This is a genomic window from Sphingobium sp. 3R8 (assembly GCF_020166615.1).
Taxonomy (GTDB): domain Bacteria; phylum Pseudomonadota; class Alphaproteobacteria; order Sphingomonadales; family Sphingomonadaceae; genus Sphingobium; species Sphingobium bisphenolicum.
This window is the reverse complement of record NZ_JAIQXR010000001.1, coordinates 208,722-230,402: the sequence shown is the minus strand read 5'-3', so window position 1 is coordinate 230,402 and position 21,681 is coordinate 208,722. Positions and strand designations below refer to the sequence as shown.

The 21,681-nt window shown below is 66.4% G+C and carries 16 protein-coding genes; 5 read left to right on the top strand and 11 right to left on the bottom strand.

All coding sequences use genetic code 11. From position 1 onward, the window contains the following. Positions 1-6 precede the first annotated feature (6 nt). The 4 genes from K9B33_RS01075 to K9B33_RS01060 are packed head-to-tail and all read left to right on the top strand — an operon-like array spanning position 7 to position 5,952. Positions 7-900, top strand: a complete 894-nt coding sequence (locus tag K9B33_RS01075; protein ID WP_224546043.1) for a DUF58 domain-containing protein — start codon at positions 7-9, stop codon at positions 898-900. Next, the gene (locus K9B33_RS01070; RefSeq protein ID WP_224546042.1) at positions 897-2,042 is read left to right on the top strand and encodes a BatA domain-containing protein; all 1,146 of its coding nucleotides are present in this window, start codon (positions 897-899) and stop codon (positions 2,040-2,042) included. Before K9B33_RS01075 ends, K9B33_RS01070 begins: the two co-directional genes overlap by 4 nt. Next, the gene (locus K9B33_RS01065) at positions 2,039-4,147 is read left to right on the top strand and encodes a DUF4175 family protein (RefSeq protein WP_224546041.1); all 2,109 of its coding nucleotides are present in this window, start codon (positions 2,039-2,041) and stop codon (positions 4,145-4,147) included. Before K9B33_RS01070 ends, K9B33_RS01065 begins: the two co-directional genes overlap by 4 nt. Beyond that, positions 4,144-5,952, top strand: coding sequence for a carboxypeptidase regulatory-like domain-containing protein (locus K9B33_RS01060; protein WP_224546040.1), 1,809 nt, complete (start codon positions 4,144-4,146; stop codon positions 5,950-5,952). Before K9B33_RS01065 ends, K9B33_RS01060 begins: the two co-directional genes overlap by 4 nt. 42 nt (positions 5,953-5,994) lie before the next feature. On the opposite strand, the gene K9B33_RS01055 is transcribed toward K9B33_RS01060, so the two are convergent. Next, complete coding sequence (locus K9B33_RS01055; RefSeq protein ID WP_224546038.1) at positions 5,995-6,444, bottom strand: hypothetical protein; 450 nt, start codon at positions 6,442-6,444, stop codon at positions 5,995-5,997. A gap of 147 nt (positions 6,445-6,591) precedes the next feature. On the opposite strand from K9B33_RS01055, the gene K9B33_RS01050 reads away from it, so the two are divergent. Next, complete coding sequence (locus tag K9B33_RS01050) at positions 6,592-7,263, top strand: spermidine synthase (protein WP_224546035.1); 672 nt, start codon at positions 6,592-6,594, stop codon at positions 7,261-7,263. A 32-nt stretch (positions 7,264-7,295) separates the two neighbouring features. Here K9B33_RS01050 and K9B33_RS01045 read toward each other — a convergent pair whose 3' ends face one another. The 10 genes from K9B33_RS01045 to K9B33_RS01000 all read right to left on the bottom strand — a co-directional run bounded on the left by K9B33_RS01045 (position 7,296) and on the right by K9B33_RS01000 (position 21,676). Beyond that, positions 7,296-10,478, bottom strand: coding sequence for an error-prone DNA polymerase (locus K9B33_RS01045; RefSeq protein ID WP_224546034.1), 3,183 nt, complete (start codon positions 10,476-10,478; stop codon positions 7,296-7,298). Further along, on the bottom strand, positions 10,475-11,944 hold the full coding sequence (locus K9B33_RS01040) for a Y-family DNA polymerase (RefSeq protein WP_224546032.1): 1,470 nt from the start codon (positions 11,942-11,944) through the stop codon (positions 10,475-10,477). The genes K9B33_RS01045 and K9B33_RS01040 overlap by 4 nt, the downstream gene beginning before the upstream one ends. After that, on the bottom strand, positions 11,916-12,650 hold the full coding sequence (locus K9B33_RS01035; RefSeq protein WP_224546030.1) for an ImuA family protein: 735 nt from the start codon (positions 12,648-12,650) through the stop codon (positions 11,916-11,918). Before K9B33_RS01035 ends, K9B33_RS01040 begins: the two co-directional genes overlap by 29 nt. Positions 12,651-12,982: 332 nt before the next feature. Next, the gene (locus tag K9B33_RS01030; RefSeq protein WP_224546274.1) at positions 12,983-13,648 is read right to left on the bottom strand and encodes a peroxiredoxin-like family protein; all 666 of its coding nucleotides are present in this window, start codon (positions 13,646-13,648) and stop codon (positions 12,983-12,985) included. Positions 13,649-13,740: 92 nt separating this feature from the next. Further along, a complete protein-coding gene (locus K9B33_RS01025) occupies positions 13,741-15,090 on the bottom strand; it encodes an LLM class flavin-dependent oxidoreductase (RefSeq protein WP_224546028.1) in 1,350 nt (449 codons plus the stop codon). Between the two features lie 16 nt (positions 15,091-15,106). Continuing rightward, on the bottom strand, positions 15,107-15,898 hold the full coding sequence (locus K9B33_RS01020; protein ID WP_224546026.1) for a class II aldolase/adducin family protein: 792 nt from the start codon (positions 15,896-15,898) through the stop codon (positions 15,107-15,109). An 82-nt stretch (positions 15,899-15,980) separates the two neighbouring features. Further along, a complete protein-coding gene (locus tag K9B33_RS01015; RefSeq protein ID WP_224546024.1) occupies positions 15,981-16,946 on the bottom strand; it encodes an ABC transporter substrate-binding protein in 966 nt (321 codons plus the stop codon). Further along, positions 16,921-19,497, bottom strand: coding sequence for a TonB-dependent receptor plug domain-containing protein (locus K9B33_RS01010; protein WP_224546022.1), 2,577 nt, complete (start codon positions 19,495-19,497; stop codon positions 16,921-16,923). Before K9B33_RS01010 ends, K9B33_RS01015 begins: the two co-directional genes overlap by 26 nt. A gap of 127 nt (positions 19,498-19,624) precedes the next feature. After that, positions 19,625-20,584: an ABC transporter substrate-binding protein gene (locus tag K9B33_RS01005; RefSeq protein ID WP_224546020.1), complete on the bottom strand. Its 960-nt coding sequence runs from the start codon at positions 20,582-20,584 to the stop codon at positions 19,625-19,627. Positions 20,585-20,587: 3 nt separating this feature from the next. Further along, positions 20,588-21,676 carry an LLM class flavin-dependent oxidoreductase gene (locus K9B33_RS01000; protein ID WP_224546018.1) on the bottom strand — a complete coding sequence of 363 codons (1,089 nt, stop codon included), beginning with the start codon at positions 21,674-21,676 and terminating at the stop codon, positions 20,588-20,590. Between the last annotated feature and the right edge of the window lie 5 nt (positions 21,677-21,681).

Below are 21,681 nucleotides of genomic sequence, written 5' to 3'. Positions count from 1 at the left end.
CCGGCGATGGTCGACCTGATCCCCCCTGACGTGCGCAGCCGCCTTCGCGGCCTGCGGCTCGTCACGCGTCGGGCGGTGGGATCGCATGGGCTGGGCCAGCACCGGAGCCACAGCCGGGGCGCGGGGCTGGAGTTCGCCCAATATCGCGCCTACGAACCGGGCGACGAATTGCGACAGATCGACTGGAAACTCTACGCCCGGTCGGACAAATTCTTCGTGCGCGAAGCCGAGCGCGAAAGCCCGGTCGCGGTGTGGATAATGATCGACGCCAGCGCCTCCATGGGGCAGGCCGACGCCACGCGTCCTGACTATTGCCGTCTCGACGCGGCCAAAAGCATCACCGCGGCCATCGCCGAATTGGCGATGGCACAGGGCGACCGCTTCGGCTTCATGGCGCTGGGTGACGAGGGGCTGGCATTGCTGCCGCCCGCGACCGGCGCGCGCCAGCGCGACCGGCTGCTGCTCGACCTGCTGACCGTCCATCCCGCGCGCGGCTTTGCGGCGGAGGCGCAACTGGGGCCGGTGTGGGAGCGGATCGGTGCGCATGACCTGGTCATCCTGTTGAGCGACTGTTTCGATGACGGCGCGGTGGCGCTGGCGGAGAAACTGGCGGCGGCCGGGCGCGAAGCGCTGGTGATCGAGATGCTGACCATCGCCGAACGGGATTTCCCCTTCGACGGCGGCTATCGCTTTCGCGATCCTGAGACTGGCGAGGAATATCTGGGGGACGGCGCGGCATTGCGGACCGGATTCATCGCCCGCTTCGGGGAAGCCCGCGCCGCGCTGCACGCCCGGCTGGACGGCGCGGGCATCCGCCATGCCGCACATGTGCTGGACGAACCGATCGACCTGCCGCTGCGCCGCCTCTTTTCCGTCCATGGCGCGGCGGACTATGCATGAGCATGGGATTGCTCTTCCCGGCGGCGCTGGCCGCGCTTTTCGCGCTGGTCGTGCCGCTGGTCATCCATATCGCGCGCAAGAGCGAGCAACGGCCGACCGATTTCGCCGCGCTGCGCTGGCTGCGGCAGAAGCCGAAGCCGCGCTCCCGGCTGCGTTTCGACGAATGGCCCTTGTTGCTGGCAAGGATGGCGTTGCTGGCGCTGGCGGCATTGTGGCTGGCGCAGCCGATCCTGTTCGGCGCGGCCGATCGCAGCCCCTATGTCGCCGTGGTGCCGGGCGTGCAATTTGACGCCGCGGCGTTCGGGGACAGCCGCCTCCGCTGGATCGCGCCGGGCTTCCCGGCGATCAATGCGCCCCGGCCGGCCGGACCGCTGCCGATCGCCAGCCTGATCCGGCAGATCGACGCGGAATTGCCGGCCGGAACGCCGCTGACTATCGTCACGCCCTCAATCATCGACGGCGCGGACGCCGATCGGCTGCGCCTGTCGCGTAAGGTGACATGGCGGATTACGGGTGGGAACATGGCGGATGCCGACGTCAAGCTGGCACCACCGCCGGGCCTGTCCGTTCGCGTCGATGCCGATCATCGCGAGGCACTGCGCTACATCCGCGCCGCCGCGCTGGCATGGCAGCCAGCGGGACGTGAGGCGGATATCGACATGGCGTCGATCGATGCCCCGCTGCCCGACCGGCGACGGATATTGGTCTGGCTGGCAGGCGGCACCTTGCCGGACGGCGTCCTGCGCCGGGAGGCGGAAGGCGGCACGGTGCTGGCGGCGAGCGATGCACGCTTGCCGGGCGGCCGCCCTGCCCTGCCGGTCTGGCGCGACGAACTGGGCGTCCCGGTGGCGGAGGCGCTGCCGATGGGCAAGGGACGCCTGCTGCATTTCACGCGCGCGCTGACGCCGGCGCAGATGCCCATATTGGCGGGCGCGGATTTCCCCGTTCAATTGCGCGCGCTGTTAGCCCCCTTGGCGCCACCTGCGCGCGTCGCCGCCGCCGATTATGCACCGTTGACGGGCGGGCGCAGCTATGACCAGCCGCCGCAATCCTTGCGGCCCTGGCTGGCCCTGCTGATCGCGCTGGCGCTGCTGGTCGAGCGCTGGATGGCGACGCGCCGCAGCAGGGGCGTCGCGCCATGACGGCGCTGCTCGCGCGCTGGATCGCGCCCGCACGCTGGCGGGCATTGACCGATACGTGGGCGTTGGCGTTGCCGTTACTGGTCGCTGCCGGCGCCGTCGGCTGGCGCTTGGGGGGACCGGCCTTCGCCCTGTTGCTGGTCGCGATCGGCAGCGCCATTGCATTTTTTATCGCGCGTCGGCGCGCCGCTCGCTTCGATCGCGCCTGGCTGGTCCGCAGCCTCGACAATAATCGCCCGGAACTGGAGGACAGCAGCGCGCTGCTATTCGCCCAACATGCCCCGCTTGCGCCGTTGCAGGTGCTTCAGCGCGATCGCATCGCGGCGCGGATCGATCATGGCACGCCAGAGGATCTGAGGCCCGACTGGTCGCGCCGGTCGCTGCTGGCGTTCAGTCTCGTGGCCGTAGCGGTGGTCGTCGTCGCCCTGCTGTGGCCGCGTCCCGGCGAAGGGCCGCCGACCCTGGCACCCGCGCTGGAAGGCCTGCCCGCCCGGCCCGGCATCCCGCGCCTGATTGCGCAAAATCTGCGCATCATCCCGCCCGCTTATACCGGCATGCCGGTGCGCGATTCCGCCTCGCTCGATGCGCGCGCGCCGCAGGGCGCGCGGCTGGAATGGACGCTGCGGTTCGATCCGCAGCCAAGCGCTCCCCGTCTCGCGATGCTTGCCGGCCAGACGCTGGCCCTGCGCCGCGACAGCGAGACATGGATCGCCAGCCGGACGCTCGACGCGTCCTTCCTCTATCGCGTCGATCCAGCCGACGCGCGCGGCCCGCGCCCGCCGCTGCACCGGATCGACGCCATCGGCGACACGCCGCCGCAGGTGAAGGCGCTGTCGCCGACCGCCAGCCTGTCCATGATCACGCCCGGCCAGCGCAGTTGGACCCCGGTCTTTGCCGCGACCGACGATTATGGCGTCGCCGCGACCGCCCGGCTGCGCGTGACGCTGGCCATCGGCGAGGGCGAGAATGTGACCTTCAGCGAACGGGAAATCGCCGTAGCGGGGAGCGGCCCGGCCCGCGACCGACGCTTTGCGCCGCGGCTCGACTTTGCCAGCTTCGGTTTCGTCGCTGGCGGCGACATGGTCGTGCAGTTGATCGTGCGCGACAACTGCTCCCCCGCTCCGCAGGAGGTGCGCGGTCCCAGCCTGATCCTGCGCTGGCCATCGGCAAAACAGCCCGAAAGCAGCGGGATGGAGGGGATGGTGAACACCACCCTGCCCGCTTATTTCCGCAGCCAGCGGCAGATCATCATCGATGCAGAAGCGCTCATCAAACAGAAGCGCGCGCTGGCGTCCGACCGTTTTGTGACGCGATCGGCGTCGATCGGCGGCGACCAGCAGATATTGCGCGGCCGCTACAGCCAGTTTCTGGGTGGCGAGGAGGAAGGCGAGCCGGAATCGCCGACCGCGGACGGACATAGCGAAGGCGACGGCCACGACCATGGCGGACCGCCGAAACAGCCCAGTGCCGGCTTCGGCGCGCCGGAGGATGTGCTGGGCGATTTCGGCCATCCCCATGACGATAGCCCCGCCTCCAGTCTCGATCCCGAAACCCGCGCGATCCTGAAACAGGCCGTCAACGAAATGTGGCAATCCGAACGGGAGTTGAAGCAGGGGCGGCCAGACCTGGCCCTGCCCTTCGCCTATAAGGCGCTGCGTTTCATCAAGGAGGTGCAGCAGGCGACCCGCATCTTCCTGTCGCGGGTCGGCCCGGAATTGCCGCCGATCGACGCGACCCGACGCATGACCGGCAAGCGCGAGGGGCTGGCGAACCGCACATTGGGCATCGCCCCTGTAGAAGGACGCGACGGCCCCGCCGCTGCCGCATGGCGAGCGCTGGGCGACGGGCCGGATGCGATCCGCGGGCCGATCGCGCTGGGCGCCTTGGAGGCGTGGACGCGCACCAATGCCGGGCGACTGCCCGATGCGCTGGCGCTGACGGGGGCGATCGACGCGGTGCGCAGCGATCCCGCCTGCACGGCCTGCCGCGCCCGTTTGCGCGCGCAGCTCTGGACGGCGATGGAGCGGCCGCTGGCGCGTCCGGCCCGGCGTCGTCCGGTCGATGCGGCCGGTGCACGCTATCTGGGCGCGATCGGAGCGGCGCCATGACGGTTGAGTGGGCGGTTGCGCTGATCCTGGGGCTTGCCACGCTCCTCGCCTGGGTGCGGCTGTGGCTATGGCATAGCCGTGCGGCGGCGACGGGCCAGGCTGCGTCCGTCCGGCTGGCATTGCTGATGCTGCTCCAGCCGATGGTGTCGGTGCTGCTCTATTGCGCCCTGTTCCCGCCGGCGGTGGACGGCGGCGCCACCAGCCTGCGGATCGCAACGGCAGGAACATCGCGCCTTCCCGCTGCGGCCGATGGCGCGCCGCTGATCCTGCTGCCGGAGGCACCCGCGATCGGCGGCGGCGAAGCGGCGCCCGATCTGGCCACGGCGTTGCGGCGTCATCCCGGCGTCACGGCCATCCATGTGCTGGGCGACGGACTTGGCCCGCGAGACGTGGACGCCGCGCGGCAGGTGTCGGTGCGGTTCGATCCGCCGCCGCTGCGGGCCGGCATCGTCGATCTGGCGCCACCGCCGGGGGTGGCGGCGGGCGGGCGCTTCATGGTGGGCGGAACGCTGGCCGGGCTGGACAACGCAACGATCGAGTTGATCGACCCGGCGGGGCGCCTGACCGACAGCGGTGCGGCCGACCGGGACGGGCATTTCCGGCTCGCCGGCACGGTGCGGGCGGCGGGCGCGGTCAGCTTCACGCTGCGCGTGCGCAAGGACAAGCGCCTGATCGAACAGGCGGACGTGCCGGTCTGGGTGACGGAAAGCGCCCGTCCCAAGCTGCTGATCCTGGCGGGTGCGCCGGGGCCGGAGGTCAAATATCTGCGCCGCTGGGCAAGCGATGCCGGCTTCGACGTGACGACGCAGATGAGCGCGGGCGGCGGGATCGCCCTGGGCGACGCGCCGGTGGCGCTGGATGCGGCAGGGCTGCGCCGGTTCGACGTAGCGATCGTGGACGATCGCGCCTGGGCGGGGATGCGTGGCCCGTTGATTGCGGCGGTTCGCGGCGGATTGGGGCTGGTTCTGCGCGCGGGCGGCGCAATCGACGGCGCGACGCGGTCGCAATGGCAGGCGCTGGGCTTTGGTCTGAGTGGTCCGGACGGCCTTATGCCGCTGGCCTTGCCCAAAGCGGCCGAAGAAGCCGTTGCCCGCACCCGCCATGGCATCGGCAGCGACGATGCGCCGGTGGACATGGCTTTGCCCGAAGACATCGCGCCCGATGTCAGTCGCCTGGGCCTGACGCCCGGCGACGATGGGGCCGTGCCCTTGCTGGAGGATGCGGGCGGCGCGACGCTGGGGGCCTGGCGGGCGATCGGATTGGGGCGTGTCGCCCTGTTCACCGGAATCGACAGCTATGCCCTGACCCTGACCGGGCGGCGCGATCTTTATGGCGACTGGTGGCAGGCGCTGCTGACGGCGGTCGCGCGGCCTGCGCCGTCGTCCAGCCAGATGATCCCCGGCATGGCCTGGGCGGGCGAACGGATGGCGCTGTGCGATATTGGCAGCGATGCGGTGGTCGAAACGGCCGATGGCGTACGGACCAAGCTGGTGCCGGTGGCGGGATGCGGCGGCTTCTGGCCCGCAAAGGCCGGCTGGCACAGGCTGCGAGTCAAGCAGGAACTTCGCCCCTTCCATGTTCAGGCGCGCGACGCATTGCCGGCCATGCGCGCCGCGCGCGACCGGCAGGCGATGGCCATGCTGTCCGCCACCTCTCGCGACGCGCCGGGCACAAAGATCACGACCGGCGGTTCCGGATCGGCCTGGCCCTTCTGGGTGGGATGGCTGGCGGCGAGCGCGCTGCTCTGGTGGCTGGAGCGGTCGCGCATTGGTCGTCACGCCGCCCTTCATCCCGTGCGGCAGTAGCTGCGCCATAGCAAGGGCGCGTGGCTATCGGCTTTGGCCGCGTCAGTCGGCCATGTAGAAGTCGCGCAGCGCCCGCGCATCGTGCAGGGCGTTGTGCGGCACGCGGCTGTTGGCGGCGGCGCTGAAGCCGGCGGCATTGATGAGTTCGAGCCGCAGCCCGAAATCCACGCCCGCCATCTTGCCCGGTCCGGTCACCAGCAGCGCGCAGAAATGCGACAGATCCTCCGGCCAGTCGGCGATGATGACCGGATCGCTGTCTCCCTCCAGATAAGCGGCGACATGATCGGCCGCCTCGACCCGGTTCAACTCCAGGTCGATGCCCGGCGGGACGTGGCGCAGATAGGGGATGACATGCTTTTCCACCCATGGCTCGATCTCTTCGGGCAGCGGCAGTGTCACGTAAAATTCCTGGTCGCCATGTTCGGGAACCAGCGCGACGCTGATCAGCGTACCGCCAAAGCCGTTGAATTCGGTGTCGAGAAAATAACGCATGAAAAGAGAAACTGCCTGCCGGGGATAGGATGAAGCATGCCTGCGCGGTGCCTGTAGCATTTGCGTGACGGATGCCAAGCTGCCATGCGCATCGCGCGTGGCCGACATGGGACGAACGGCTGCCCGCAAAAGAGAAGGAAAGCGATCATGATCCCGCGGGAATATCTGGATTCGGCGCAGGTGCCGGGCGGGCAGGAGTTGAAACTCTACCGGCGCGGCGCCGATCACATGATCGTGCTCGACCGCAACGAACTGATGAGCAGCCGGATGAGCGGGTCGGAAAAGCAACTGGCGCTGATGACGATCGAACGGTTGCAGGGGCGCAAGGCGCCGCACCTGCTGATCGGCGGCTATGGCATGGGCTTCACCCTGCGCGCGGCGCTGGGCGTGCTGGATGGATCGGCGCGTGTGACCGTGGCCGAACTGGTGCCCAAGATCATCGAATGGGCGCGCGGGCCGATGGCGGAATTGATGGCAGGGTGTCTTGACGATCCGCGCGTCGACTTGCGGATCGAGGATGTCGTGCCGGTGATCGCGGCGGGCCAGGCGACCTATGACGCGATCCTGCTGGATGTCGACAATGGGCCTGACGGCCTGACCGCGGCGGCCAACGACCGGCTCTATTCGGCTGGCGGACTGGCAGTAGCCAAGGCAGCGCTGAAGCCCGGCGGGATATTGGCGATATGGTCGGCGGGATCGGACGACCCGTTCACCCGCCGCCTGCGCAATGCAGGGTTCGAGGTGGATGAGGTCGCGGTCAAGGCGCGCGACAATGGCAAGGGGCCGCGTCATGTGATCTGGTTCGCGCGGAAACGCTGATTGTTTGGGCTGTTATGTTCCTGCGCAGGCATTCAATGGAAATCGCGTGACCTGGGCAATATGCGCACGTCACGGGGATGGCGATGCGGGAATGGCCTCGCGGCTTTTCCGCTCTCATGCCCCTCGCTCAGCCAGTCCAGCGCCCGGCTGGCGTCGGTGACGCGATCGACCATCAGGTGGACGACATTTTCCTTGCTGCGCTGGACTTCGCCGTGGATCAGCATCAGCCGCGACGCCATCACCGCGCGCCGCTGCTTTTCCATGTCGCGCGCCCACAGCAGCGCGTTGACGATGCCGCTTTCATCCTCGATCGTGATGAAGACCGCATTGCCCTTGCCCGGCCGCTGGCGGATCAGGACCACGCCCGCCACCTTCACCTTCGCGCCGTCCTTCGCGCTATTGACCGATGCGCAGTCGATGACGCCGCGCCGGGCGAAATGGTCGCGCAGAAACTGCATCGGATGGCCTTTCAGCGACAGGCGGTGGGTGTGGTAATCGATCGCGACTTCTTCGGACAAGGCCATGACCGGCAGCATCGGATCGGCTTCGCGGCCGAGTTCGGGCAGATCCTGCGCAGCGAAGAGCGGTAGCTGGGCCGGCGGCACGCGGCGCGCGTCCCACCCCGCCTCGCGCCGGGTGCGACCGATCGAGCGCAGCGCGTCGGCGTCCGCCAGCAGGTGAAGCGCGCGTGCGGGCATCCCGGCGCGTCGGGCGATATCCTCCATGTCGCGGATCGGCGCCTCCGCCCGCGCCGCGATCAGCGCCCTGGCCCATTCCTCACGAAACCCGTCGATGCGGTTGAGGCCAAGGCGCAGGATGCGCTCCCCTTCCAGGCTGCTATACCAGTCGCTCGCCTGCACATCGATCGGCCGCACCTCCACGCCATGTTGCTGCGCGTCGCGGACCAGTTGCGCGGGCGCATAGAAGCCCATCGGCTGGCTATTGAGCAAGGCGCAGGTGAATACGGCCGGATAATGGCATTTCAGCCAGGAGGAGACATAGGCGAGCCAGCCGAACGCCTGAGCATGGCTTTCGGGAAAGCCATATTCGCCGAAGCCCTCGATTTGCTTGAAGCAGCGTTCGGCAAAATCGCGTTCATAGCCGCGTTTCACCATGCCTTCGATCAAATCAGTCTGATATTTACTGACTTCTCCGGTGCGACGAAATGTCGCCATCGCCCGACGCAATCCATCCGCTTGGGCCGGTGAAAACCCGCCTGCGACGATCGCAAGCTTCATCGCCTGCTCTTGAAACAGGGGGACACCCATCGTCTTGCCCAGCACTTCTTTCAACTCGTCAGGATTGCCCGGCGGGCCGGGCAGTTCCGGCTTCTCCTCTCCATTACGCCGTCGAAGATAAGGATGGACCATGCCGCCCTGGATCGGGCCGGGCCGCACGATCGCGACCTGGATGACGAGGTCGTATAGCTCCTTGGGCTTCATGCGGGGCAGCATCGAGATTTGCGCGCGGCTTTCGACCTGGAAGGTGCCGATACTGTCGCCCTTTTGCAGCATGGTGTAGGTCGCCTCATCCTCCACCGGCACCCGGTCCAGCGTCAGATCGGGCAGGCCATGCAGCCGCATCAGGTCGAAGCTCTTGCGGATGGCGGTCAACATGCCGAGCGCCAGCACATCGACCTTCATCAGTTGCAATGTATCGAGATCATCCTTGTCCCATTCGATGAAGGTGCGATCGGGCATGGCGGCATTGTGGATCGGCACCAGTTCGTCGAGCCGCCCCTGGCTCAGCACGAAACCGCCGACATGCTGCGACAGATGACGGGGATATTCGAGCAACTGGCTCGCCATGTCGCGCAGCCGGGCGAGTTCGGGATTGGCGGGATCGAAACCCGCCTGGGTCACCCGCGCTTCGGGCACTTGCTGATCACCGCTCCAACTGCCCCAGACGGTGCCGGACAGGCGCGCCGTCACATCCTCGGTCAGGCCCAACGCCTTGCCGACTTCGCGCAGGGCGCTGCGCTGGCGATAGCGGATGACGGTCGCGGCGATGCCCGCCCGTTCGCGCCCATAGCGGCGGTAGACATATTGCATCACCTCCTCGCGCCGCTCATGTTCGAAATCGACGTCGATATCGGGTGGCTCATGCCGGTTTTCTGACAGGAAACGGGAGAAGAGCAGCTTTTGTTCGACCGGATCGATCGGCGTGACGCCCAGCAGGTAGCAGACCAGCGAATTGGCCGCCGACCCGCGTCCCTGGCACAGGATCGGCGGGTCGAGGCTGCGGGCGTAAGCGACGATGTCGTGGACGGTCAGGAAATAATAGGCGTAATTGCGTTTGCGGATCAGCGTGAATTCCTCGTCCAACGTCTCCTGATATCGGGGCGGCAATCCGTCGGGAAAGCGCGCCTTCGCTTTCTCCCCCACCAGATGCTCCAGCCAAGCCTGCGGCGCCCAGCCCGCCGGCACCGGTTCGTGCGGATATTCATAGACCAACTGATCCAGCGTGAAGTCGATGCAGCCCAGCAAATCCTGCGTCGCGGCGATCGCCTCCGGGCAGGCAGCGAACAGGCGCGCCATTTCGGCCGGGTCTTTCAGGTGCCGCTCGGCATTGGGGGCAAGGCGGCGGCCCGCCGTCTGGATCGTCAATCCTTCCCGGATGCAGGTGAGGATATCCTGCATCGGCCGGTCGTTCGCTTCCGCATAGAGGACATCGTTGGTGGCGATCAGCGGCACATCGCACTGGGCCGCCAGCGCCCGCCGTCGCGCCAGCATCCGCGCGTCGCGCCCCGATCGCCCCATCGTCGCGGCGAGCCAGAGATACGGCGTCAGCCCGCGCAACTGCGACAGCAGGGTGGCGTCGCCATCCATTGCCATCAAAGCCATGTCCTGCCCATGGTCGATCAGGTCCGCCAGTTTGAGTTCGCACGCGCCCTTGATCGTGCGGCGATTCCCCTCGGTCAGCAGCCGGGTCAGCCGACCCCAGCCGAAGCGCGTGCGCGGATAGGCGATGATGTCGGGCGTGCCGTCGGCAAAGACCAGCCGCGCACCGACGATCAGGCGCATGGTGACGCCCAGCGGCTTTAGATCCTTGAGCGCCTGATGCGCGCGCACTACGCCCGCCACCGTATTGCGATCGGCAATGCCGATGCCGGTCATGCCCAGATGCGCGGCCTGCTGCACCATCTTCTGGGGATGGGATGCCCCGCGCAGGAAACTGAAATTGCTGGCGGCCACGACCTCTGCAAAGTCGCTCATGCGAACAGGCCGTGGAGATACCAGCATATCTCCGTTTCTTCGCCGAACAGGCCATGGCGGAACATCCAGTAGCGGCGCCCGTCGCCATCCTCGATCCGGTAATAGTCGCGGGTGCGCCCTGCCCCGCCCGGTTGATGCCCGTCCCGCCTGCGCCACCATTCCGCCGCGATCCGTTCCGGCCCTTCGGCCAGCCGCACCTCATGCAGCCGGTCGCGCCAGCGGAAACGCTGGGGCGGGCCATCGGGCACGCCAGCGATCACGGCAACAGGCTGGGGCGGATCGAACAGCAGCAGCGGCCGGGGCGCACGATCCGGCGCGGCGGGCCAAGATTGAGGCTGAGCCTGCGTCGCTGGCACGAAAGTCTGTGCGCCCTCGGGGATATGCCGGTCACAGGGTTGCAGGCGACGGACATTGTCCGGGCCAAGGCGAATGCCGAGCCGGTCGATCAGGGCGACGATATTCGCCTCGCCTGCCCTGGCCGCCTCTCCCTCCATCGCCTGCTGCCGTTCGACCAGCGGCTCCACGCGCGGCACCGCCAGCAGAACGGCGTCGAAGCCGAAACCGGGGTCGAGCGGATCGGCCATCGTGTCGATCCGCTCGCGCAGCAGGCGCAGCACGGCGGCGGAATCGCGCACCGGCTGTCCGGTTTCGATCGCCAGACCCTGACGCGCGCCGTCGCTCCGCAGCAAACGGATGACGAAACGGCGACCGCCCAGCTTACGCGCCTCCATCTGCCGCGCGGCCTGATCCAGCAGATCCTCGATCACGTCCATCACGTCCTCGGTCCGGGCGATCGGTTCGGGAAAGCGCGCCTCGGCCCGGATCGGGGCGGAAGGACGGCGCGGCGCGATCGGACTGGGCGCTTCGCCCAATATCTGGCGCAACCCGGTGACCGCCTGTTCGCCGAAGCGGGCGGCGATCATGCCCATGGGCCGCCGGGCCAGATCGCCGATGGTGCGCAGGCCAGCCCGGCGCAGCGCGGCCAGCGCGCCATCGTCCAGTTCGAGCGCCGCGACCGGCAGCGCCGCGACATCGTTACCCCGTTCGCCATGGCGGGCCAGGGCGCGGGCCGCCATAGCATTGGGACCAAAGCCATGGCGGCTGCTGTACCCGGCCAGCGCGCGGGCCTGCTGCGCCAGCGCCTGCGCGCCGCCAAACAGATGCGCGCAGCCCATAATGTCGAGAATGACCCCGTCCGGCGCATCGAGCGCGACCATCGGGGTGAAGCGGCGCATCGCCTCCAGCACCCGATCAAGCGCCAGCGCATCGGCGACGGGATCGGCCGGGCGCGTGACAAGCGTAGGACAGCGCGCCCGGGCATCGGCCAGCGTCATGCCCGCGACCAGCCCTTGCCCAACGGCCAGAGCATCCACCGTCGCCAGTCGCAGCGCATTGCCGACCCGCGCCACCAGGGCTAGCGGTTCGGCAGCGCCATCGTCAGGCGACCTGCCGCTGCTCGGTCCCATCGTCGCCCGCATCCGTTCGCAGGCGAGAAAAGGGAACCACAGCGCCAGGCAGAGGCGCTTGTCCGTCTGCGTCCCTGAAACATCCACCTTCACTATCCCATGTCAGTCGCCAGCGGCCGCCCGCAGGCCCGCCCCGGCAGCGGAGCAATTCGGCCTCGATCGCCGGCCAGCCGGGCGCGTCCGCCTCCAACGCGACGGAGGGTGCGCTCCTGATCGTCCAGCGGGTTTGCGCGCCGCTCGATCGCGGTTCGGCATCGCCTCGCAGCAATATTATGCAGGTGCCCGAGGCTTCCGCCGCCAGCACCAGGCGGCGGCTGGCGGTCAGATCATAGTCGGCAAAGCGTCCTTCGCTTTCCATCAGCACCGCCGCCACGCCCGGACAGCGCGCCGCCTCCAGCCCGGCGCGCAGCATGTCGACCTCGGTCCGCGTCTCCACGATCGTCAGGCGGCCGGGCTGGATGCCCAGTAGCGCCAGCCCGTCGCCAGAAAACAGTGTCGGCAGGCGTTGTCGACGCGGCGTGCGCAGGGCAAAGATCGCGCCCGATCCGGCAAGCGGACCATGCGTCAGGGCAAAGGCCAAGGCGGCCGCCCGATCCTCGGTCTGGCTGTGAATTTCATGCAGATGTCCCTGCTCAAGCGCCGGACAGGGTGCTTGCGCTTCTGGCGCTGCCGGACGCGCGCCGCTGATGGGACCATTGGCTGCCATATCTCGAATCGCTCACTATGTTCTCTTTATGTTCCCAATGCGACTATTCGTCCAGCATGGAAATCGTACAAGAGAGGGGAAGTGCGAACGATCCCTGCAAAAATGCTGCAATTCCGACCACAGCAACCTCATATCCAGTTGCACGGGAGCGGGCTTCCCGCCCGCGCGCAGATCCGAGGCTGTAGCGGCGGCGGCACGCAATTGGGCGTGCAAGCGTCGATTATCCATCCATCGACCTTCGACGCCTATGAATCGGCCTTCTTCGTCAGTCATGGACGAATTTCTGATCAGACAGGCAGGCGGCAATGCGCCCATCCCTGACCCATTCTTGATCAGGAAGGGAAGCTGCCGTCGATCCAGTCCAATATCTCCGCCGCCTCGGGCCGCTCCAGCCAGTCGGGGCTGACATGGAGCCAATGAAGAGTACGCCCCGGCCCCACCAGCAACGCGGCGGGCTGCGGCAATTCCCAACTGTTGGTGCCGGTCACTTCACCGATCCAGCCGGCAGGCGGCGGCGATGGGCGATTGTCGGGCTGGAAGCTGATGCCCAGCAGGCGCGCCAGGCCATTGTCCCTGTCGGAGGCCACGGCAAAGGGCAGGCCATGGCGCGTCTTGATATCACGCAGGCGATCGGGTTGCTGCGGGCTGAGCGCCACCAGCGGAATCTGGCGGTCTTGCAGCGCGGGATGCAGCGTGTCCGCATAATAGGGCAAGGCGATGTTGCAAGCCGGACAACCGGCGAAGCGGAAGAAGATGAACAAAGCCGGGCCATTGGCAGTCAGCCTGTCCAGATCGAGCGTGTCGCCACCCACTTCGGCGAAGGACAAAGGTGGCAGGATATCGCCCGGCTGGGCGATCGCCGCCGGGTCGAAGCGTTCGACCAGTTGCCTACGCTGGCCCGCATTGGCCGCCAGTTGGGCCGGGTGCCAGCTCCGCTCGCGCTCCGCCTGCAAGGCGGTAAAACGGTCCTTGAGCGTTTCGGTGAGAAGTGTCGCCATCATGATCTCCTTGGGTCGGGATCATGATGGCGATAGCTGGCGGTCCTCGCTAATGAGAGTTGCCGGTCCAGCGACGAAGAATCGTCATAGTTTCAGGCGGCATCCCGCCGGGCGGGTGCTTGGTGGTGACGGCTTGCCGGGATGGACAGGCCGAGATTGCCGCGCAGCGTGTCCGCCTCATAATCGGTGCGGAACAGGCCGCGGGCTTGCAGGATTGGCACGACCTCCTCGACGAAGCGCTTGAACTGTGAGGGATGGCCAAGATGGACGTTGAGCCCGTCAAGCGCGCGCCCTTCAAACCAGTGCTGGATTTCGTTCGCCACGGTTTCGGCCGATCCGACGAAGGGACTGCCACGACCCGCGCGCGCCTTTTCCACTGCCTGGCGCAGGGTCAGCCCCTGTTGGACGGCAAGATCGGTGACCTTCTTCGCCTGCGTGTAGAAGCTGTTCTTCGCATGTTCCAGCGCCCCTACCGGGAAGGGCGCGTCGGGATCATATTGGCGGAAATCATGCCAGCCGAAGGGACGGCCGAACTCCGCGAGCGCCTGATCGAAACTCTGGTCCAGTTGGCGATAGTGACGTTCGATATCCTTCGCCTGCGCATCGCTATCGCCGACAGTGACGGAGAAGCCCGGCAGGATGACGATCTCATCCGGGTTGCGCCCCTGCCGCGCCGCGCGGCCTTTCAGATCGGCATAAAAGGCCTGGCCCTGCTCGATCGTCGCGGCATGGGTGAAGATGGCGTCGGCGATGGTCGCGCCCAGATCACGGCCCTGATCGCTGTCGCCGGCCTGGAAGATCACCGGTTCGCCCTGCGGCGAGCGCTGGAGGTTGAGCGGGCCGACGACCTGGAAAAATTCGCCGTCATGGTCGAGGCGATGCAGCTTGTCGGCATCGAGGAACTGCCCGGTCGCCCGATCGCGGACCAAGGCCCCCTCCTCCCAGCTCGACCAGAGGCCGCGCGCCACGTCGAGAAATTCGACGGCGCGGCGATAGCGGGTGTCATAGTCGAAATGGTCTGGCTGGCTGAAATTGCCCGCTGTGCCGGCGTCGCCGCTGGTGACGACATTCCAGCCGGCGCGTCCCTTGCTGATGAGGTCGAGCGAGGCGAAGCGGCGGGCCAGGTTGAAGGGATCGTTATAGGAGGTGGTGAGCGTGCCGACGAGGCCAATATGCTTCGTCGCCACCGCCAGCGCCGACAGGAGGGTAAGCGGCTCCAGCCGGTTGAGATAATGGGGCGGCGAGTTGGCGGTGATGAACTGGCTGTCGACGATGAAGACGAGGTCGAACTTCGCCGCCTCCGCCTGTCGCACGACATCGATATACCAGTCGATATTGACGCTGGCGTCGAGGGGAATGTCGGTATCGAGCCAGCGATTGCTGTCGCCGGGGCCGCCGACGCCGGTGGGGACGAGGCCCAGTTTCAATTGGCGCTTGGTCATGTCTTATCCTCTTGCGTCAGGCGTCGAAACCGGGCGACTGGCGCTCGGCCTTGCGCAGGGCCGCTTCCCAGACGAGATCATGATGGGATTTGGCGCCTTCCGCGGGCTGACGATCCCGGCTGATCTGGCGGCGCACTTCCTGCTGCGCCTCTTCCGGTGCGATCAGCACGCGGTCGCGACCGATGGACAGGGTGCGGACCTGCGCCTTGCAGGCCTCCTCCAGATGATAGATGCCGCTGAACGCCTCGCCCGGCGACGCGCCGAGCGCCAGCGTGCCGTGATTGCGCAGCAGCATGACCTTCGTATCGCCAAGGTCCGCGACCAGACGTTCGCGCTCGTCCAGATTGAGCGCTACGCCTTCATAGTCATGATAGGAAAGGCGCGGGATCAAGGCGAGCGCGCGCTGGTTGAGCGGCAGCAATCCCTCGGCATGGGCGGAGACGGCCACGCCGTCGGCGCTGTGGAAATGGGCGATGAAATGGGCGTCGTCGCGCGCGCCGTGGATCGCCGAATGGATCACATAGCCGGCATAGTTGATGCCATAGTCGCTGTCCCCGATGACATTACCGTCGAGGTCGACCTTGACCAGGCTGGACGCGGTGATTTCATCGAACATCAGGCCGAAGGGGTTGATGAGGAAATGATGATCCGGCCCCGGCACGCGGGCGGAGATATGGGTGTAGAGAAAATCGTCCCAGCCATAGAGGGCCGACAGGCGATAGAAGGCGGCGAGGTCGACGCGGACCTTCCATTCCGCTTCGCTGATACCGGATGCACGGAAACGATCGTCTTTCAGGACTGTAGCCATGGGGATGCTCCTTTGCGGGCAGATGTAGGGCGGCGACCGGGGGCCGCCCAATGAGAATGTCTGAAGGATCGATGCGCGCTGCTCATGCGGGGAAGATGCCCGGATCGACGATGCGTGAGACATCGACATGGACAGGTAATTCGCCATCGGCATGGAAGCGATCGACCACGCGCTGGAGCGGCGTGATGACCGCTGCGTCGGGCGCGACGAGAACGGGATTCTGCCGATCGACGATCAACTTCGCCAGCCTGGGATCGACGCCGGTCGCCTTGGCGAACAGCACGGCATAGGTGTCGGGATGCGCCTGCGCCCATTGGCTGGCGGTGCGGAAGCGGGCGAGTACGTCCTTGAGCGCCGCGCGCTTGGCCGGGTCGTCCAGCGCCGCCTGCGAGGCGGCGATCAGGCTGAGGCCGGTATTGATCCCCTGCCCGTCGCGCAGCACCCGCGCACCGCGCGCTTCCGCCGCTATCTGGTATGTACCGAAGGTCGCCCAGGCGTCGATCCGCCCGGCGGCGAAGGCGGCCGCGGCGTCGTTGGGCAGCATGAAACCGATATCGACGCTCTTGCGATCGACCTTCACCTCCTTGAGCGCTTCGAGCAGCAGATAATGGGAGATGCTGCCCCGCGCGCTCGACACGATCACGCGGTGGCCGGGAAGGCCGGCCACGTCACGGATCGGCGAGCCGGGCGGCACGACGATGCCGATGTCGCGCGTGGAGGAGATGGAGCCGGCGATCACCTTGAGCGGGACGCCGGCCGCGGCCGCCAGCACGACCGGCAGGTCGCCCGCTGGCGCGGTATCGACCGCCCCGGCGTTGAGCGCTTCCAGCAACGGCGCCGCGCCGACGAAATTGGCCCATTCTATGTCATAGGCCAGCCCCTTGAGCGCGCCGGCGGCTTCCGCCTTGGACTGAAGCAGATGGACCTGATCGCCCAGGACCAGTTTCGTGCGGCCGCCCTTGCCGGCCCCACCGCAGGCGGCGAGGCCGAGCGCGGCGGCACCGGCGAGAAAGGTCCGGCGATCAGAAAGCAAGAGCGATGCGCCCATAATAATAACCGCCTGCGGGATTGAAGGGCGACGGGCCATAATAGCCCTGCCCGGTCTGGGGATTGCCCGGCCCGTTCTTTTCGGGGCGGACGTCGAACAGGTTGGTGGCGCCGACCGACAGGGTGGCGAAGTCCGTCACCTTCGCGCTGACGCTCAAGTCGGTGATGATCTTCGCGCCGAAATAGCGATCGTCGCCTGCCGCAGTGCGCTGCGTATATTTGCCGTAGCGGGTGTTGGTGATGCTCAGGCCGAAAATGCCCTTGCTCCAGTTCAGCGTGCTGACCAGCTTGGTGTGCGGCTGGAGCACTTCCAGTTCGCCGATCTTGTCGCCGCCGAAAAAGACGGAGCCGGCGCCGAGCAGCGACGCGCCATTGGCGCCGAACAGTTGCGACGGGGTGGCGACGACGTCGGTGACCTTGGTCTTGCTATAGTTGAAGGCGAAGGTGACGCCCAGTTTGCCGAAATCGCCCAGTCCGGTCGAATAGTCGGCAACCAGATCGAAGCCCTTCGTTTCGGTATCTGCGGCGTTGATGAAATATTCGGCCTGCTCAATGTCCGACAGGCCATTGGCAGCCAGGATGGCGGAGATGCCGGTACCGAACAGGCGGCCAGTACGCTCGATCCGGTCCTTGATCTTGATATAATAGCCATCGAGCGTGATCGATAGCGCTGGCAATGGCGTGAAGACGATGCCGAGGCCCGCATTCCAGGTCTTTTCGGCCTTGAGTGGCTTGGCGCCCAGCAGCTTGCCGACATTGCTGTCCGCCGTCACCAGCTTGGCGACGGTCGGGCGCAATTCGGTCTGGCCCGTCTCCGCATTGAAGAAGGACGATGTACGGCCGTCCGTCTGGGCATAGCCGATCTGGGTCAGCGATGGCGCGCGGAAGCCTGTACCCACCGTACCGCGAATGGCGAGCGCGGGGCTGAATTCGTAGCGGCTGTTGAGTTTCAGGCCGATCGGGCTGCCCGACCCGTCGCTATAATGTTCGGCGCGGACGGCTGCGCCGATATACCAGGCGTCGATCGGATAGATGCCGAGGTCGACATAGCCGGCATAGACTTTGCGGCTGATGTCGGCCTCATCATCGGGAGAAAGGACGATCGCGCCCTGCACCACTGGCGACGCAACGCGGCCGACATTCCAGTCATATTGCTGGTCGCCGGGTTGGAACGTGTAGGTTGCCGGTTCATAGGCGAGCGGATCGCCGGCGAAGGTGCGGAAGCGGTCGAGACGATATTCGCCGCCGATCGAGACTTGCAGCGGCTTGGCGAAACCGATGTCGAACTCGCGATGCAGATCGACATTATGGGTCCATTGGCGAAATTCGAAATTGGCGAGATTGGGCCAGGTGGTCGGGCTGTCCGGGCCGAGCGACGGACGGATGGAGAGCTTCGAAAACTGGCGGCTGGCGTTGCGGCCGAAGGAGGAGGAGAGATCATAATCCCAGCCCGCCAGCGTACCACGCAGGCCGCCGACGAACTGGAAGTCCGTCTCATCGATATTGTTGAGCGGATAATAGCCGTCCGGGAAGAGCGCGGTGAAATTGGCGGTGCTGTTGGGGCGACGGAAATTATTGCCGATCTGCGCGTCGCGCTCGCCATAGGTGCCGAAACTGTAGAGGGTGGCATTGTCCGTGACCGGCAGTTCGGCATTGTAGCTGAGGTTGAACGCCTTGATCTGCGGGTCGCCATTATGGGCGCCGTCGCGGTTCCAGGCGGCGTTGCGCGCATTGGCGTCGGCGATGTTCGCCTCGACCTGTTCGCGGGTCAGGCCGCTGCTGGCCACCACCTGATCGATGGTGCGGCCGGCGGGCAGGCCGTAGAGATTGGTGTCGGTCGCAGCCAGGTTCCACCAGGCGCCGCCGCGCTTGCGGATGTCGCCGCTGACGGTCAGGAAGCCCCCATCGTCGCCGATCTTCGTGCCGTAGCGGATCGTGCCCTTCCAGCTATCCGGCTTGCCATTGGCCGAATAGAGCGTGCCATAGGTGAAGTCGCCGCTCAGCCCTTCCTTTTGCGCCAGTTGGATATTGATGACGCCGGCGATCGCGTCGGTGCCATATTGGGCGGCGGCGCTGTCCTTGAGGACTTCGATCCGGTCAATGCCGCTGGTCGGGATCAGGTCGATATCGACCGGGTTCGCACCGGACGTGTCGGCGGTCGAATTGCTGAGGAAGGCCCCGTTGTGACGACGCTTTCCATTGACCAGCACCAGCGTGTAGGCCGGCGCCAGACCGCGGTTCGTCACGGGGCGGCCGATCGAGAAGACGCCGGCATGGGTCGAACCGAAATTGAGCGACGGCAGCAGCTTGGACAGCGCCTCGCCAAATTCGGCCGAGCCGGTCGCCTGCAGCTTGTCGGCGCTGACCACGTCGATCGGCGCCGGGCTTTCGGCCACGGTCCGGGGGGCGCCGCGGACGCCGGTGACGATGATGGTGCCGGCGTCGGCCGCTGCATCGTCAGGAATGCCAACAGCCTGCGCCGATGCCGGTGAGACGGCGAGTGCGACAACCGTGAGCGCCGAGGATGCGAGATAGTAAGCGGTGTTCTTCATGGATATTCCCCCAAAACAGATTTGGGGCCTGCCTATTTTCTATTTATTTAGTTGAGAAATGATTTTGAGAATAGATTGATGAGAAAATCTGAAATTTAGATCATCTTTTCTCCTATAAACTTATTGTTTAGTTTACTTGACCAAAGCTTGAATCGAAAGCGCCCGCGACTTCACGCTTGCCCTCGGTGAGCCCGGCCTTTTGGAAGCGGGCCGTGATCGCCTGTTCGTGCGCGATGATTTTCGCGTCGATCGGCTGTGCGATCCGGTTGTTGCGGTCGAAGCTGGCGCGGGCAATGTCGAGCGGAAGGCCTGTCTCTTTCGCCAGCACCTGTGCAAACTGATCGGGATGCGCCCGCGCCCAGGCGACCGCTTTGGCTTCCCGCTGGAGGAAGTCGGCCAGCATCGCGCGCTTGGGATCGATGGAATCGGCGTTGGCGACGTCGATATAGAGCGGCAGGCCATAGTCCTTCGCATCGACCACAGCGCGCGCGCCTTCCTTGATCGCGACATTGGTGTAAGGCGTCCAGGTCGCCCAGGCGTCGATCGCGCCGCTGTCGAACGCCGCTTTCGCGTCGCCCGGTGGCAGGAAGGTGACGCGCACCTTGTCGGCCGGGATATGGGCGCGTTCCAGCGCCTGCAGCAGCAGATGATGGCCGATCGACCCGCGCGTCGTCGCCACCGACTTGCCCACAAGATCCTGCGCGATTTTCAATGGCGAGCCGGCCTTGACCAATATGGCGAGCGCGTCGCTCGCCTGATTGGCTGGCGCCTGCACGGCGATGGCCTTGACCGGACTGCCGCTCTGATAGGCGAAGATGAAGGGCGCATCGGCGGCCAGGCCCAGATCCGCCGCGCCGCCGCCGACCGCCTCCAGCAATGGCTGGGCGGCGGGAAATTCCGACCATTCGACCGTATAGGGCGCGCCGTTCAGCACGCCCGATGCGATCATCATCGACCGGACCTGCCCTTTCTGGTTGGCGACGCGCAAAATCTTGTCATCGCTCCGCTTAAAGGTCGCGGCGGCGAGCCCGATGCCCGCCACCGCGATAAGGGACGCCGACAGGATGACGACGTTTTTCCTGGTCATGGATCAGCCCGCCAGTGCAAGGTCGGATGCTTCGCGTTCGGCGACCTTACGGCGCACGACCGGCAGCAATTCGCGACCATAAAGGATGGAATCCCCCAACGGATCGAAACCGCGGATCAGGAAATGGTCGATGCCGATGTCGTAATAATCGAGCATGGCGTCAGCCACCTGTTCGGGCGTGCCGACCAGGCCGGTGCTGTTGCCCGCCGCGCCGGTCAATGCCGCAACGCCGGTCCACAAACGCTTGTCCTGCCGATTGCTGCTGGCGGTATCGAGCAGGCGGAGCGAACCGGCATTGGGCGGGCGATGTCCGGTGAGCGGCAAGCCGGCGGCGACGCGGTTTTCGCGCACCTGTTCCTCGATCTCGCGCGCCCGTTTCCATGCCGCTTCCTCGGTATCGGCGATGACCGGGCGCAGCGACAGCGAGAAACCCGGATTGCGGCCATAACGCGCCGCCGACTTGCGCACGGCCCGCACCGTGTCCTGCACCGCTTCGAGCGTTTCGCCCCACAGCGCATAGACATCGGCATGGCGACCCGCGACGTCGATCGCTTCCGCCGACGATCCGCCGAAGAAGACCGGCAGATTGTCGGGCTTGATCGCGCTGAACGCCTGACGGATGTCGTAGAACTTGCCCCGATGGTCGAAGGGCTTCGCCTCGGTCCATTCCTGCCGCAGGATGGTCAGATATTCGTCGGTCCGGCTGTAGCGTTCGGCCTTCACCGTTTTGGTGTCGCCGTCGCGGGCCATTTCCTCGTCCGCGCCGCCGGTGATGATGTGGACCGCGACGCGGCCGCCCGAAAGCTGGTCAAGCGTCGCAAGCTGGCGCGCGGCGACCGTAGGCTGGGTGAAGCCGGGACGATGCGCGACGAGGAAGCCGAGCCGGGTCGTGATTGCGGCGGCATGGGCCGCGACGATCTGGCTTTCCGGGCTGTTGGAGCCGAAGGGGATGAGGACGCGGTCGAACCCGCCCTCTTCCTGCGCCCTCGCCGCTGCGTTGACATAGTCGGTGTCGAGGACGCGGCTGCGCACCGCCGCCTGCGTTTCGGAGCCGTTATTGAAACCGATATAGCCGATGAACTTGACGCTCATGCATA